This window comes from Reyranella sp., from assembly GCF_044224635.1.
Taxonomy (GTDB): Bacteria; Pseudomonadota; Alphaproteobacteria; order Reyranellales; family Reyranellaceae; genus Reyranella.
On record NZ_JBGAKA010000077.1, the window covers coordinates 1 to 14403 of the forward strand.

Consider the following 14403-nt stretch of genomic DNA (forward strand, 5'->3'; position numbering starts at 1 on the left):
TCATCCCGAGCGCAGCGAGGGACCTTTCCTTTCACGGATGCCGCATGCTCGCGGCGCTCCCCGAAAAAGTCACATGCTCTGAGGAGCCGCGCGCTGCGCGGCGTCTCGAAGGATGGGCCGCAATGACCTTGTCCATTGCCCATACTTCGAGACGCTCGCTGCGCTCGCTCCTCAGCATGAGGTGATTGGGTTGCCCGATCTCTGGGGGCCGTAGGTTCGGCGAAGTGGTTCACAAGTGCATCAATCGCGCATGACGTCGGAACGTGAACTCACTCCGCTGCGACCCGGGCGGCCTGCCGCTCGAAGGCGGCGCGGTTGTCGCGGGCGACGAGGCCGCGCTTGACCACCAGGCGATGGTTCTCCTTGCGGGCGGCGCCCTTGATGTCGACCAGGACGTCACCGTCGCACAGCACGAAGTCGGCGCTGTTGCCCTCCTTGACCCGGCCCTGGTCGGCAAGGCGCATCAGGTCGGCGGCGCTCGCCGTCGAGAAGAACAGCGAATCGCGGGTCGAAATGCCGATCTCGCACATGAACTCGAGCTCGCGCGCATTCTCGCCGTGGCGGTTGTGCGGCGTGCCGGCGTCGGTGCCCATGGCGATGCGGCCGCCCGCCTTGTAGTACATCTTGATCGAGGCGATGTGGCGGTCGAACACGCGTCGGGCCTTCTCAATCACGTAGTCGGGAATCGAGCGGTCGCCGTCGTCATAGCCCTTGAGGATGTTCTTCACGGCGGCGAGCGTCGGCACCAGCCAGACGCCGCGCTCCTTCATCTCGGTCACGCACTCGTCGGTCATGAAGATGCCGTGCTCGATCGAATCGATGCCGCCGCGCACCGCATTGAGGATGCCGAGCGCCCCCTGGGCATGGCTGGCGCAGCATTTATGGAAGCGGTGCGCCTCGGTGATGCCGGCCTTCATCTCCCCCGCCGAGTAGTGCGCATCCTCGGGATTGACGCCCGGCGTCATGACGCCGCCGGTCGCCATGATCTTGATCAGGTCGGAGCCGGCATGGATCTGCTCGCGCACCGCCTTGACGACCTCGTCCGGACCGTCAGCGACGCGGCCGGTACGGTTGCCGTGGCCGCCGGTCATGCAGATCATCCGGCCCGCGCAGCGCATGGTGGGCCCGAGGAAGCGTCCGCCGTTGATGGCGTCGCGGATGGCGAACTCGATGTAGTCCTTGCCGCCGCAGTCGCGCACCGCAGTGATGCCGCCTTCGAGCGTGCTGCGCATGTGCTCCATGCCGCGCACGGCGATCTGGGCGGCGGTCATGCGATCCTGCACCGCCCCCGGGTTGCCCTCGGCGCCCGACAGCGAATGGACGTGGCAGTCGATCATCCCCGGGATCAGGGTGCCGCCCGCCGTGTCGACCCTGGCGCCGGCGAAGCCTGCGAACTCTCCGACCGGCGCCACCCGCTTGACCTTGCCGTTGTCTTCCAGGACCGCGTGGCCATCGAGCACCTTCTCGCCATCGAACAGACGGCCGCCGCCGTACAAAGTCGCCATTGCTGCTGCACTCCGGTTACGAAACGGGACGGACTTTGCCCCTGCGCGTCCGGCGCGGCAAGGACTGGCTGTCATTCTCCTCCCTGCGCGAAGCGCGGGGAGGTGCCCCCGTAAGGGGGCGGAGGGGTCAAGAGCCTCGGTCGATGCGTCTGTTCATTTCAATCGCCCGTGTGCTGCTCATGACCCCTCCGCCCCGCATGACGGGGCACCTCCCCAGCAGAGCTGGGGAGGAGGATGAGGGGAAGCGCCGCCTTATCGCCCAGCCGTACGCTGGCTGCAGCCCAGCGGATCAGACGGCTCGCCGCCACCCATGGCCTTGAGGCGGTCGATCTCGTCGTCGATTCCCGCGATGTGCGGATTGTATTTGCGCGCCAGCTCGAAGGCCGCGACCGCGCGCGGATACTCGCCCAGCTCGGCGCGGATCATGCCGAGGCCGGAATAGGCGCCGAAGTGCCGCGGCTCACGCTTCACGGTCTCGCAGATGTCGGCCAGCGACGCCTTGAAATCGCCGAGCAGCCAGTGGGCGGTCGCGCGCTTGTTCCAGGCTTCCGACACCTCTGGCGCGATCTCGATCAGCCGGGTGAAGGTCTCGACCGATTCCCGGAGCTGGCGCTGCTGCATCTCGCCGATGCCGCGCAGCATCAGGCCGCGCTGGGTCGCATCGGGCACCATGATCCATTGCTCCCAGATTGCCGACTCGAGCGTCTGGATCGCCGTCGGATCAGTCGCCCTCTGCAGCTTGGCAAACAAGGTGTCGAGCACGGTATTGCTCCCGCCGTTCTGCGCCAGTGCGCCGAGCCCCAGCGTCCCCAGCCCGAGCATCACGCCGAGCAGCCCCGCGAGGCAAGCGCGAATGACGGTCACGCGAGCGCCCTGGGTTGCGGCCCGCCGGTCGCCCAGTCGAGCAGCTCGACCGTATGCACCACCGGCAGGCCGGTGCCGGCGGCGATGTTGCCGATGCAACCGAAGTTGCCCGCGGCGACGATGTCGGGACGCACGCTTTCAATGTTGGCGACCTTGCGCTCGCGCAGGCGGCGCGACAGCTCGGGCTGCATCACCTGGTAGGTGCCGGCCCAACCGCAGCAGAGATGCGCCTCGGGCACATCGCTGACGACGAAGCCCGCATCGCGCAGGAGCTTCTTCGGCTGCTCGTTCACCTTCTGCCCGTGCTGCATCGAACAGGCCGAATGATACGCCACCCGCAACGGCCGAGCGGTCACGTTCACGAGACCCATCTCGAGCATGATCTCGCTGACGTCCTTGGCGAGGCGGGCCACCTGCTCCGCCTTCTCTTTCCACTCGGGCTCGTCGGCCAGCATGTGGCCGTAGTCCTTGAGGGTCGTGCCGCAGCCCGAGGCGTTGACGACGATGGCGTCGAGCCCGGCGCCGTCGATCTCGCGCATCCAGGCCTCGATGTTGCGCTTGGCCAGCGCGACAGCCTGATCGGTGCGCCCGACATGCTGCACAGACGACCCGCAGCAGCCGGAGCCCGCTGCGTTCACCACCTCGATGTCGTGGCGCGTCAGCAGCCGTACGGTGGCCTCGTTGACCTCGGGCGCCAGCACCTGCTGGCCGCAGCCCGGCATCAGGGCGACGCGCTTGCGCCGCAGGCCGGCCGCCGGGAAGGTCTGCGGGCGATCCACCGGAGACGGTCCGGCAAGCCTTGCCGGCACACTGTCGAGCATCGCCCGCAACCGGCGCAGCAAGGTCGCGCCGCCGGCATCGGCGCTGGTCGCGGGCAGCAGCCCGGCGAACGGCCTGGCGATCCGGCCCAGCACCATCGCCCAGCGAAGCATCGCCGGACGCGGCATCAGCCATGCCAGCAGCCCGCGCATCAACCGGTCCGCCAGCGGCCGCTTGTAGCGCGCCTCGATGTGATGGCGGCCATGATCGACCAGGTGCATGTAGTTCACGCCCGACGGGCATGTGGTCATGCATGACAGGCAGGACAGACAGCGGTCGACGTGGCGTACCTCGGCGGCGCTCGGCGTGCGGCCGCCCTCGAGCATCGCCTTGATGTAGTAGATGCGCCCGCGCGGGCTGTCGCGCTCGTCGCCCAGCAACACGAAGGTCGGGCAGGTCGCGGTACAAAAGCCGCAATGCACGCACTTGCGCAGGATATGCTCGCTGCGCGCCGTCAGCGGATCGGCAAGCTGGGCCAGGGTGAAATTGGTTTGCATCGCTAGCCCATCCGCCCCGGATTGAAGAGCCCTTGCGGATCGAAGCTCTCCTTTACGCGCGCCGCGAGCACTGCCAGCGCCGGCGACAGCGGCTGGAAGACCGGCACGGCGGCGCGCACCACCGCGGGCGCCCGGATCAGGGTGGCGTGCCCGCCGGTCGTGCCGAGCGCGGCGCGCACCAGCACATGGTCGGCGTCGGCGCTCGCCGGCAAGGCGAGCCAGACGAGGCCGCCCGACCAGTCATAGAAGGCTTCGGCGCCATGCCGCTCGGCCTTGATGCGCCTCACCACCGCCGGCCCCTCGGTCGGCGGACAGGAGATCTTCCAGACGACATCATTGGCGCCGGCCTTGAGCGGGACGACGTCGCGCACGTTGCGCCAGAAGGCGCGGCTCTCCAGCGTGCCCAGCTCCTCCATGTCGGCGTCGATCGACGCCAGCAGCTCGCGCAGGCCCTTGAGGCGCGCGTCGACCGACGGCGCCACCCCTTCGATCCGCAGCGCCGTGCGATCGCCCAGGTGGGCGGCACCGGAGACATCGTGCGGGCTGCCCATCGCCGCGCACATCGCCTTGACCGCGGCTTCGTCGGCGAGGCCGCGCAGCATCAGGGTGCTGGTCTGGTCCGGCGCCGGCAGCACCTTGACCGACACTTCGTCAAGCACGGCCAAGGTGCCCCACGAGCCGGCCAGCAGCTTGGACAGGTCGTAGCCAGTGACGTTCTTCATCACCTTGCCGCCCGATTTGAAGGACTCGCCGCGACCGTTGACGCCGCTGAAGCCCAGCAGATGGTCGCGCGCGGCCCCGCCCGAGACGCGGCGCGGGCCCGCCAGGTTGCCCATGACGGCGCCGACCAGCGTCCCCTGCCCTGCCTCCCGGCCAAGCAACGGCCCGAGATCGGGCGGCTCGAAGGCCAGCATCTGGTTGCGCTGGGCGAGCAGCGCCTCGATCTCCTGGAGCGGCGTGCCGGCGCGCAGCGTCACGACCAGCTCCTCGGGCGCATAGTCGACGATGCCGGAAATCCCCGACAGGTCGAGCACCTCGTCGCACTGCATCGGCTTGCCCAGCCCGAGCTTGCTGCCGCCGCCGCGCACATCGAGCGTGAGGCGCCCGCCGAGCGCCCATTCCACCGCCTGACGCAGCTCGCCCGCGTCGCGCGGCCTGATCGTGCTTGCCATGCGTCAGAACCGCGGGATGTCGGGGAACGGCAGCTTGTTGTGATGCACGACCATCTGGCCAAGCTCGGCGCAGCGCCTGAGCTTGGGGAACACCTTGCCGGGATTGAGCAGGTGATCGGGATCGAACGCGCACTTCACGCGCATCTGCTGATCGAGGTCGATCTCGGTGAACTGCTCGCCCATCAGGTCGCGCTTCTCGATGCCGACGCCATGCTCGCCGGTCAGCACGCCGCCCACCTTCACGCAGAGCCGCAGGATGTCGGCGCCGAACTGCTCGGCGCGATGCAGCTCGTCGGGATCGTTGGCGTCGAACAGGATCAGCGGATGCAGGTTGCCGTCGCCGGCATGGAAGACGTTGACGACGCGCAGGCCATACGACTTCGACATCTGCCGCATCCCGGCCAGCACCTCGACCAGCCGGCCGCGCGGCACCGAGCCGTCGAGGCACATGTAATCGGGCGAAATCTGGCCGACCGCCGGGAATGCCGCCTTGCGCCCGGCCCAGAACAGCACGCGCTCCTGCTCGTCGTGACTGACCCGCACCGTGGTGGCGCCGCGACCGCGCGCGATCTCGGAAACACGTTCGACCAGGTAGTCGACCTCGATCGGCGGACCGTCGAGCTCGACGATCAGCAGCCCTTCGGCGTCCATCGGATAGCCGGCGCCGACATAGGCCTCGGCGCATTTCACCGCGTCGCGGTCCATCATCTCCATGCCGCCGGGAATGATGCCGGAAGCGATCACCGCGGCGACGCAGTCGGCGGCGCCCGATTCGGTCGGGAAGCCAAGCAGCACGGCGCGCGCCGTCGACGGCTTGCGCAGCAGGCGTACCGTCACCTCGGTGACGACGCCCAAAAGGCCTTCGGAGCCGGTCATCAGGCCCATCAGGTCGTAGCTGCCCGAGTCGAGGTGCTTGCCGCCCAGCCGCACCACCTCGCCGTTCATCAGCACCAGCTCGAGGCCGAGCAGGTTGTTGGTCGTGAGGCCGTACTTCAGGCAGTGCACGCCGCCGGAATTCTCGGCGACGTTGCCGCCGATCGAACAGGCGATCTGCGAGCTGGGATCGGGCGCGTAGTAGAAGCCCTCGTGCTCGACCGCCTTGGTGATGCCAAGGTTGGTCACACCCGGCTGCACGCGCGCGCAGCGATTGGCATAGTCGATCTCGAGCATGCGGTTGAACTTGCCCATGGCGAGCAGGATGGCGTCGCCGACCGGCATCGAGCCGCCCGACAGCGAGGTGCCGCCGCCGCGCGGCACGACCTTGACCTTGTTGTCCTGGCAGTAGCGCAGGATGGCCGACACCTGGGCCACCGTCTCCGGCAGCACGACCACGAGCGGCATCTGGCGGTAGGCCGAGAGGGCGTCGCACTCGTAGGGCCGCATGCCGTCCTGGTCGTCGACGACCCCCTCACCCGGCACGATGGTGCGCAACGCCGCCACGATCTCGGACCGGCGGGCAAGGATGGCGGGATCGAGCGGCGGCATCTGCATGCCTCGCTCATACGCCAAATGAAAAAGCGGCGGAAGCCGATGGCCTCCGCCGCCCCGATCGCTGGAACCGGCCGGGCGTCAGCCCTGGCGGGCCTTGAAGCGCGGGTTGGTCTTGTTGATGACGTAGACGCGGCCCTTGCGGCGGACGATGCGGCTGTCCTTGTGGCGCGCCTTCACGGACTTGAGGGAGTGACGGATCTTCATGGCTATTCTCGACAAAAAGCCCCGGCAGAGCCGGGGTAATTCCGAAGCGGGCGGAAAATAGGGACCAGAGAGGCCACCGTCAACCCGGAATCCGCGCTAGATTTGGGGTCTTGGCATGCCGGGGGGAGCTGAAGACATGGCCAGCCTATCGCGTCGCCGCCTGCTCGGACAGGCAACCCTGATTGCCGCCGCCGGGCCTGCCCTGGCCCAGGCTGCCCTCGCCCAGGCTTCCCTCATCCAATCTGGCCGCCCGATCCGAATCCTGGTGGGCTTCGCCGCCGGCGGCGGCAACGACGTCATCGCCCGCATCGTCGCCCAGAAGCTGTCCGAAGGGGCCTTGGGACCGGTCCTGGTAGACAACCGGACGGGAGCGAGCGGCCTGATCGCGGCCGACATGCTGGCCAAGGCGCCGCCCGACGGCTCAACCCTGATGGTGGCCGCCCAGACCACCTACGCCGTGGCCCCGGTGCTCTACAAGTCGGCGACATTCGACGCCCGGCGCGACGTCGCGGGGGTCTCCCTGCTCGGCGCCTCGCCGCTCGTCCTGATCGCCAACCCGACATTTGCCGCGAAGACGCTCGCCGAGCTGATCGACATGGCGAAAGCCCGTCCGGGGGCGCTCAACTACGCCTCGGGCGGCGTCGGCACGACGCCCTACATGGCGGCCGAATTGTTCCTGTTCAACACTGGCCTGCGCATGACCCACGTCTCCTACCGCGGCGAGGCGCCGGCGATCGCCGACCTGCTGGCAGGCCAGGTGCCGCTGATGTTCGCCGATGTCTCGGTGGTCACGGCGCAGGTGAGGTCCGGCGCTTTGCGGGCGCTCGCCGTCACCTCGCCCAAGCGCGCTCCTGGCCTCCCTGACGTGCCGACCCTCGCCGAGTCGGGCATCGCCGGCTCCGACGTCGAGACCTGGTTCGGCCTTACCGCCCCGGCTGCGACGCCGCGCGATGTCGTGCAGCGACTGAATGCCGAGGTGCTGCGAGCGCTTGCGACGCCCGACCTCAAGCAGCGCTTCGCCGAGCTCAGCCTCTCGGTGACGCCGAGCTCGCCGGAGGAGCTCGACGCCCTGATCAAGTCGGAAGCGGTGCGCTGGTCCGATGTGATCCAGAAGGCCGGTATTCGTTCGATCGAATGACTCATGCTCTTCCGAACCGCGAGCGTCTCGCTCGCTCATCGATTCATGAGCGAGCGGGATGCTCGCGGTCCGGAAGACGAAGACCTTGAACAGGAGATCCCCATGCGGCAGGCCGCACGTCCTGCAGCGCGCCAAGGATAGTCCGCTTCTACTCCTCGGGCTCGGTCGTGAATTCGAGCGGATGGCCGGCCTGGCGGGCAGCGTTGATGGCTTCGGTCGCCTTGCTCTCGGCGATGTCGCGCGTGTAGGCGGCGACCACGCAGGCGCCGCGTTGATGTGCGGTCATCATGACGCGATAGGCCTGATCCTCGGTCATGTGGAACACTCCCATCAGGACCGCGACCACGAATTCACGCGGCGTGTAGTCGTCGTTGATCAGGATCACCTTGTAGAGACGCGGCTGCTCGATCTTCGGCTTGGCGATGGTGTCGGGCTTGACGTCGATATCCCTCATCGGCCGACTCCTGCGTTCCGGTCACCTCTGGTCGTTCGCCCCATAGCTTGGCCGGTTCGCATTGCGTTGCAATGCCCTTCATGAGGTCGCTTACCTCACAGTGATCAGGGATCCTACTTCCGCCCTCAAGGGCCGTCGAGCACAGGACGCAACGCATTTGCAGGGTCGCGGAGGCCGGAGGGAATGTCGGGCAGCAGCACGCACCGCCTGCCGCCTTGCCAGCCAACCTCAGGCGACCGCCTGTTTCGCGGCCGACTTCAGGTCCTCGATCAACGATGCGAAGGCGGCGCGCCGCGCGGCAGCATCCGGCACCCGGAGGATCGACGAGGGATGGATCGTCACCATGCCGCGCCGCCCCTCTGCCAGGGTGACGAGCCGCCCGCGCTCGCGCGACAGGACCACCGGCCGCCCGGCCAGCGTCACAGCGGCGGTGACCCCGAGGGCCAGGATGAGCCTTGGTTGGACCAGCGCAATCTCCTTGCCGAGCCATACCCGGCACACCTCGACCTCGTAACGGTTGGGCCGCTTGTGCAGCCGCTTCTTGCCGCGCGGCTCGTTCTTGAAGTGCTTCACCGCGTTGGTCAGGTAGACCTCCCGGCGCTCGATCCCAGCCTCGGAGAGCGCGCGGTCGAGCACCCGCCCGGCGGGCCCGACGAAGGGATGGCCGGCCAAATCCTCCTGATCGCCCGGCTGCTCACCCACCATCATCAAGGCTGCGCCGACCGGCCCCTCGCCGAACACCGTCTGGGTGGCATTGCGATAGAGTGGGCAAAGCGTGCATGACCGAGCTTCCTGAGCGACCTGCTTCAGGGCGGTGGCGGACGCTCCTCTGGCCGCCATCTTCAGCTCGCTTCAAGGGCCTGCATCGGCACGCGCGCATCGCGTGGTGCCTTGAGCTTGTAGAGCACACGAGATCCGGGCAGCCGGCGGTAGACGAAGTCGGAAGTGAGGTCCATCAGCAAGGGCCCGTCAACCGTGTCGGCGCAGACCAGGGCAACGTCTTCTTGTAGGTCCAGCCCGACAGGCCGATTCTGACATCGCAGCGGCGCACCTTGCGGCGGGAAACCATGCGAAGCGAACGCCGACCGACCGGCCGGGTTGCGCACCCTCATCTGCCCACCTCCCATGAAAGCGCGCTGGGAGCGCCACCCCAGTGGCGCGATCATGGTCGGTCACAGGGAAGACGCGCCACTGAAGTGGCGCGCCCCCGGCCATGAGCAAGAGCCGTCAGCCAACCGGCACGGTCTGGGCGAGCGGCGGCAGCTTCGAAACGCGGGCATACCACGCCTCGAGCCTGGGATGGCCCGGGCGCCACGGCTCGTTGGCATAGCGGAAGTCGAGGTAGCCCAAGGCGCAGCCGATGGTGATCTCGCCGATCGTCGTCAGGTCGCCCAGCTTGTCGGCATCCTTCTCGAGCTCGGCGAGCGCGCGCTTCACCTTGCCCTGCTGCAGCTCGATATAGGCCTTGCGGCCATCGTCCTGCGGCAAGGCGATCTCGCGACGGCGCGGTTGGGTGGCATCGAGGATGCCGTCGCCCAGCGCCTGCTGACAGATCGCTTTCCAGCGCGCCGGTCCGGCTGCCGGAAACAGCTTCGGCGCGCTGCCGACGCTGTCGAGATACTCGCAGATCACCGGGCTGTCGTAGAGCCGCGTGCCGTCGTCGGTGATCAGCGTCGGCACCTTGGACAGCGGATTGAAGTCGAGCAGCGCCGGGTCCGTCGTGCCGACCTGCCAGCGCTCGATCTGGCTGTCGATCCCGCGCGCGATGGCGCAGGCGTTGACCTTGCGGACGTAAGGGCTGGCAGGCGAATGGGCGAGCTTCATGGTGATCCCCTCTTGAGATTGTTCGGAGCGGCGCGCACGTTATCGCGCCTGCCTGGAGTAACGCCATGAGTTTTCAAAGCGAGAAGCTCGGCGGCCACATGGCCGCCGCCGTGACCGGTCTCGACCTCAACCGGCTGCCTGACCGCACCGTGCGGAGCGCCCTGCTCGATCTGCTGCATGACAATCTGGTGCTCTGCATCCGCGGCCAGACGCTCGCCCCGCCGGCCTTTCGTGATGCGATGGCGCAATTCGGCAGCCCCATGCTGCGCAAGCAGCTCGCCCGTACGGTCGAGTGCGCGGAGGTCAATATCATCTCCAGCGAGGACCGCGACGAGCTGGGAGACGGCCGCAAGATCGTGAACGGCGCCAACTGGCATACAGACGATAGCTTCATGCGCGAGCCGTGCTCGCTCACCATGCTGTACGGCGTCGTGGTCCCGTCGCGCGGCGGCGATACCCAGTTCACCAACATGTACGAGGCTTACGCCGACCTGCCCGACGACACCAAGGCTCGCATCGATCCGCTGAAGGTCGTTCACAAGTACAGCTCGAGCCGCAAGCTCACGCACGTGTCGACCCGGCCGGCCGAGGAGATGGCGGCGATGCCCGAGGCGACGCACCCGCTCGTGCGCACCCATCCCGAGACCGGCCGCAAGGCGCTCTATCTCAATCCGAACCGCATGGAGCGAATCGACGGCCTCGAGCGGACCGAGAGCGACCGCCTGCTCGACCGGCTGATCGCCCATTCGACCCAGGCCAGGTACCAGTATCGCCACGTCTGGCGGCAGGGCGATATCGTGATCTGGGACAACCGCTGCACCATGCACAAGGCCAACGCCGACTATCCCGAGGGCGAACGCCGCCTGATGCATCGCGTGATCGTCGCCGGAAGCGTGCCGGTCTGAGCGGGCAAGGCGTCTTAGCCCTGCGAGTCGGCGAGCACCAGGTTTTGCGCCTGGGCGATGCCTACCAGGACGGTTCGCGGATCGGCGGTGATACCGTGTATCAGGGCGCTTGCCTCGGCGCCGTCATCAGCGGCCGTCCAGAGGGTGCCGAGACGCTGTTGCTCGTGGACGTATTCGAGATTCACCGCGACCTTGCCGATCAGCGTCGCGATGTCCTGGCCCGCCGCCGAGTTCTGCGCGCCGCCGATGATGTCGACCAGCACTGAGCCCACGAACAGGCCGGACGCCACAACCTGCCTGACCTGGCCTGTCCAGTAGGCAAGCCCGGCGGAATCCGAGGAGCGATTGAACAGGTTATTGTAGACACTGTCGATGAACGCGCCGATCTGACCGTCGGTCGCGCCGGACGGATCGGCCAGGAAGGGATAGAGATTCCGGGCCTCGGTGCTGAAGCCGAACGCGCTGGCGATGTTGGCGAACAGTGCCGCGGGGCCTTGGACCGGCAGACCGGTATGGAATTGGTCGATCCAGAAGGCGAAGCCTGCCGCATCGGCGCCGCGCCCGAAGAACCCCGTATAGGTCGCAGCGATCTGCTGTTCGGCGCTCAGGGCGAGCAGATCGAGCGTCACCGACGTACTGCCCGATACCGGCGTCAGGTAGATCAGCACCTGTGCATCGTCGCTGCCGTTGGCTCCAGTGGCACGATAGGCAAAGCTGTCGACGCCGACGAAGCCTGCCGTCGGCACATAGTCGAAGCTTCCGTCCGATGTCAGCGCGGCCGAACCATGGGCTGGCCCGCTCAGCAAGACGGCGGTCGTCGGTACCGTGCCCTCGTCGTTCGCCAACACGCCGCTGGTGGCGGCGACGTGGAGTGCCTGTCCCCGCAAACCGACATACGCATCATCATGAGCGTCCATGTCGTCGTTGCGGACCGTGCCGACCGCCGTTGCAACTACGACGGCGAGACCGACCGACGGCCCAGACAGGCTGATCGCGAAGCTCTCGTTCGGCTCGGCCGCCAAGTCACCCGCGATATTCACCACGACGCTCTTGTCGGTCTCGCCAGGCGCGAAGGTGATGACACCCGACGGCAGAACGCCGCCGGCGAAATCATCGGCACTGGCAGGGTTGCTGCCTGTCCCGGTGACCGAATAGGCGACGCTGTGCGGCACCGAGCTGTCGCCCGCGAGAGTCAGGACGAACGAGTATTTCGTCGAGCCCGCATCGCCCTCCGGCAGGTCTCCTGCCGGCACAGCGACCGATACGGAGGTATCGTCGTTCACGATCAAGGGGCTCGCCGACAGGAGGGCAATCGCTACCGCCGCGTCCTCGTTGCGAATCGTTCCGGTCGCCGTTGCGTTGCCGATGCCCAGCCCCGATGAAGGGTTCGACAGGCTCACGGCGAACATCTCGTCGGGCTCGACCTGAGTGTCGCCGACGACGCTCACCACGATCGTCTTGCTGGTCTCACCCGCCGCGAAGCTCAGCGTGCCGAACGGCAGCGCGCCGCCGAAATCCGCGGCGCTCGCCGGCTGGTCGCCGAAGCCGGTCACCGCCCAGCCGACCGATTGCGCCGCCACCGCGGCCTGATCGAGGCTCACCGTGAAGGTGAACAGGGTTGTGCCCCCGGTTCCCTCCGCCTTGTCGGCAGCGAGCACCGCGACCGACACCGCCGATTTATCGTCGTCCAGGATCGTGCCGTTGGCCGCCGGCGTGCCGATCACCGATCCGGACGAGGCATTCGACAGGGTAACGGTGAAGCCTTCGTCGAACTCGACCGTCGCGTCGGTCGACACGGCGACCGCGATCGTCTTGCTGGTCTCGCCTGCGGCGAAGGTGAGCACGCCGGTCGGCAGGACGCCAGCCGCGAAGTCGGCGGCACCCGCCCCATGCGCGCCCGATCCGCTGACCGCCCAGTCGACCGTCTGGGCCGTCAGCGCGGCCCTGTCAAGAATGACGGTGAAGGTGAGCGAGGTCGTTCCGCCAGTGCCTTCCGCCCCTGACGGCGCGAGATCGGCAATGCCGAGTGTCGGCAGCAGCCCCTCGAGGGTGACCGTCATGTCGCTGAACTGCAGGGCCTCGATGCCGACGAGGTCGTCGATCCCCTCGACGCCGAAGACCCTGATGTCGCTTCCGTTGGTCAGGATGGTGTAGGTCGCCCGAAGGCCCTGGAAGATGGCCGTGTCGAAGCCGGCGCCGCCATCGAGCAGATCGTCGCCGCTGTTGCCCGTCAGACGATCGTTGCCGTTTCCACCGACCAGGTGGTTGTCGACATCGTTGCCGATCATGCTGTCGTTGCCCGAGCCGCCGATGGCGTTCTCGATCAGGGCGCCGACGGCGATCGAGACGTTCTTGGTCAGCGCGCCGATATCGGAAAAGCTGGCGGCCCGCAGATCGATCGTCTGGTTGGTGCTGTAGCCGGAAGCATCGAGCGTGTCGTTGCCGCCGCCGTCCCAGATGCAATAAACCACCTGCTGGGTCGACGACGATATCCGGTAGGCCGGATCGGCGTTGCTGTTGAAGCCGTAGGTCGTATCTCCCGTCGCGTAGTCGGTGTTGGCGCCGTATAGCCGCTGGATCGCGGCGATGTCGTGCAGCAGCGGCGTCGAGGCGCGGATGGTCGTGCCCTGATAGACATGATTGGCCCCGGTCGCCGACGCATCGAAATAGCTCATCACGGTGTATTGCCGGGAATCCTCCACGTACTCCGCGTTCTTGGCGTAGGTGATCGTGACGCCCGGGCCGGCGTTGTAGCCCCCGGGGTGCTCCAGCCCCAGTGCATGGCCGACCTCGTGCAGAATGGCCATATAGGCGTAGTTGCCGGGGCTGGGGCTCAGATTGGATTGGTAGTAGGCGTTGATCCAGACATCGCCGGCCGAGTTGGTCGGGCCGGTCGAGCCCGGCGACGGGTGGTAGGCGTAAGCCGCCGCGCCATCGGAGGAACTCGAGTAGTTCGCGACCAGGATGGTCGCGCTGTTGGTGTAGCCGCCGGGGTTGACCGGGGTGAAGGTGACGTTCGCCACGTTTGACCACAGCCGCATGGCGTCGTCGACCGCCGCCATCTCGGCGGCGTTGACCTTGGAAAAAGTGGTGCGCTCGGTCGAAGATCCGGTCGTGGAGGTCGACCGGAAGCCATAGGTGATGGGGCCGTAGGCCGTGCCCAGCGTGATGCCCCATTGCTCATTGTGCCGGGTGATCTGCGCGCCGGCCTGCTTGGGATCCAGATGCGTGGTCGGCACCTAAGAACCTCCTGGCGTCACCTTGTCCTTCCGACAGCAGCCGGACGGAACGGGTGCGGACCGGGTATGCCGCAATGCAGTTCCCAATGTGGCTCCAAGCCGTCCCACACGGCCTCATGGCGGCAAGAATACTCCAATTCAGCGCCGTTCTCCTTCTCAAGGGTGTGAGAACGCCTCTCGCCTCTTCGCCGGTTCCGCGGCCACGAGAGGACACATTTCATTCCACCCCCGTCTTTGCGACGTCTTCCGGGTGAGGAATTCAAGGTGCGTCCGCTCCGTAGCCAAGCGTCG

General features: G+C 67.3%; 12 protein-coding genes and 1 pseudogene. 2 read left to right on the forward strand and 11 right to left on the reverse strand.

Translation table 11 applies throughout. The features are described from left to right. Positions 1 to 269 precede the first annotated feature (269 nt). From ACILR9_RS36450 to ykgO, 6 genes are all read right to left on the reverse strand, one after another. Entirely contained in the window at positions 270 to 1505 is a 1236-nt protein-coding gene (locus ACILR9_RS36450; protein ID WP_395714901.1) for an amidohydrolase family protein, read from the reverse strand. Between the two features lie 252 nt (positions 1506 to 1757). Beyond that, positions 1758 to 2369, reverse strand: a complete 612-nt coding sequence (locus ACILR9_RS36455; protein WP_395714902.1) for a tetratricopeptide repeat protein — start codon at positions 2367 to 2369, stop codon at positions 1758 to 1760. Beyond that, positions 2366 to 3685 (reverse strand): glycolate oxidase subunit GlcF, encoded by a 1320-nt coding sequence (gene glcF, locus ACILR9_RS36460; protein ID WP_395714903.1) that lies wholly within the window; start codon positions 3683 to 3685, stop codon positions 2366 to 2368. The genes ACILR9_RS36455 and glcF overlap by 4 nt, the downstream gene beginning before the upstream one ends. A 2-nt stretch (positions 3686 to 3687) precedes the next feature. Continuing rightward, complete coding sequence (gene glcE, locus ACILR9_RS36465; protein WP_395714904.1) at positions 3688 to 4857, reverse strand: glycolate oxidase subunit GlcE; 1170 nt, start codon at positions 4855 to 4857, stop codon at positions 3688 to 3690. Between the two features lie 3 nt (positions 4858 to 4860). Beyond that, complete coding sequence (locus tag ACILR9_RS36470; RefSeq protein WP_395714905.1) at positions 4861 to 6348, reverse strand: FAD-linked oxidase C-terminal domain-containing protein; 1488 nt, start codon at positions 6346 to 6348, stop codon at positions 4861 to 4863. 78 nt (positions 6349 to 6426) lie between these two features. After that, complete coding sequence (gene ykgO / locus ACILR9_RS36475; RefSeq protein WP_395714906.1) at positions 6427 to 6552, reverse strand: type B 50S ribosomal protein L36; 126 nt, start codon at positions 6550 to 6552, stop codon at positions 6427 to 6429. Between the two features lie 136 nt (positions 6553 to 6688). Here ykgO and ACILR9_RS36480 point away from each other — a divergent pair, with 136 nt between their 5' ends. After that, positions 6689 to 7690 carry a tripartite tricarboxylate transporter substrate binding protein gene (locus ACILR9_RS36480; RefSeq protein WP_395714907.1) on the forward strand — a complete coding sequence of 334 codons (1002 nt, stop codon included), beginning with the start codon at positions 6689 to 6691 and terminating at the stop codon, positions 7688 to 7690. 148 nt (positions 7691 to 7838) lie between these two features. Here ACILR9_RS36480 and clpS read toward each other — a convergent pair whose 3' ends face one another. From clpS to ACILR9_RS36500, 4 genes and pseudogenes are all read right to left on the reverse strand, one after another. Further along, positions 7839 to 8144: an ATP-dependent Clp protease adapter ClpS gene (clpS, locus tag ACILR9_RS36485; protein WP_395714908.1), complete on the reverse strand. Its 306-nt coding sequence runs from the start codon at positions 8142 to 8144 to the stop codon at positions 7839 to 7841. Between the two features lie 228 nt (positions 8145 to 8372). Further along, entirely contained in the window at positions 8373 to 8984 is a 612-nt protein-coding gene (locus tag ACILR9_RS36490) for a UdgX family uracil-DNA binding protein (protein WP_395714909.1), read from the reverse strand. A 59-nt stretch (positions 8985 to 9043) separates the two neighbouring features. Further along, positions 9044 to 9148 (reverse strand): annotated as a pseudogene (locus ACILR9_RS36495) (DUF72 domain-containing protein); the annotation flags it as partial. A 223-nt stretch (positions 9149 to 9371) separates the two neighbouring features. Next, complete coding sequence (locus tag ACILR9_RS36500) at positions 9372 to 9968, reverse strand: glutathione S-transferase family protein (protein ID WP_395714910.1); 597 nt, start codon at positions 9966 to 9968, stop codon at positions 9372 to 9374. Between the two features lie 65 nt (positions 9969 to 10033). Between ACILR9_RS36500 and ACILR9_RS36505 the strand changes: the two genes are divergently transcribed. Then, entirely contained in the window at positions 10034 to 10873 is an 840-nt protein-coding gene (locus tag ACILR9_RS36505) for a TauD/TfdA dioxygenase family protein (RefSeq protein ID WP_395714911.1), read from the forward strand. Positions 10874 to 10887: 14 nt separating this feature from the next. Here the strand turns inward: ACILR9_RS36505 and ACILR9_RS36510 are convergent, their stop codons facing one another. Continuing rightward, positions 10888 to 14112, reverse strand: a complete 3225-nt coding sequence (locus ACILR9_RS36510; protein ID WP_395714912.1) for a M10 family metallopeptidase C-terminal domain-containing protein — start codon at positions 14110 to 14112, stop codon at positions 10888 to 10890. Positions 14113 to 14403: the final 291 nt, after the last annotated feature.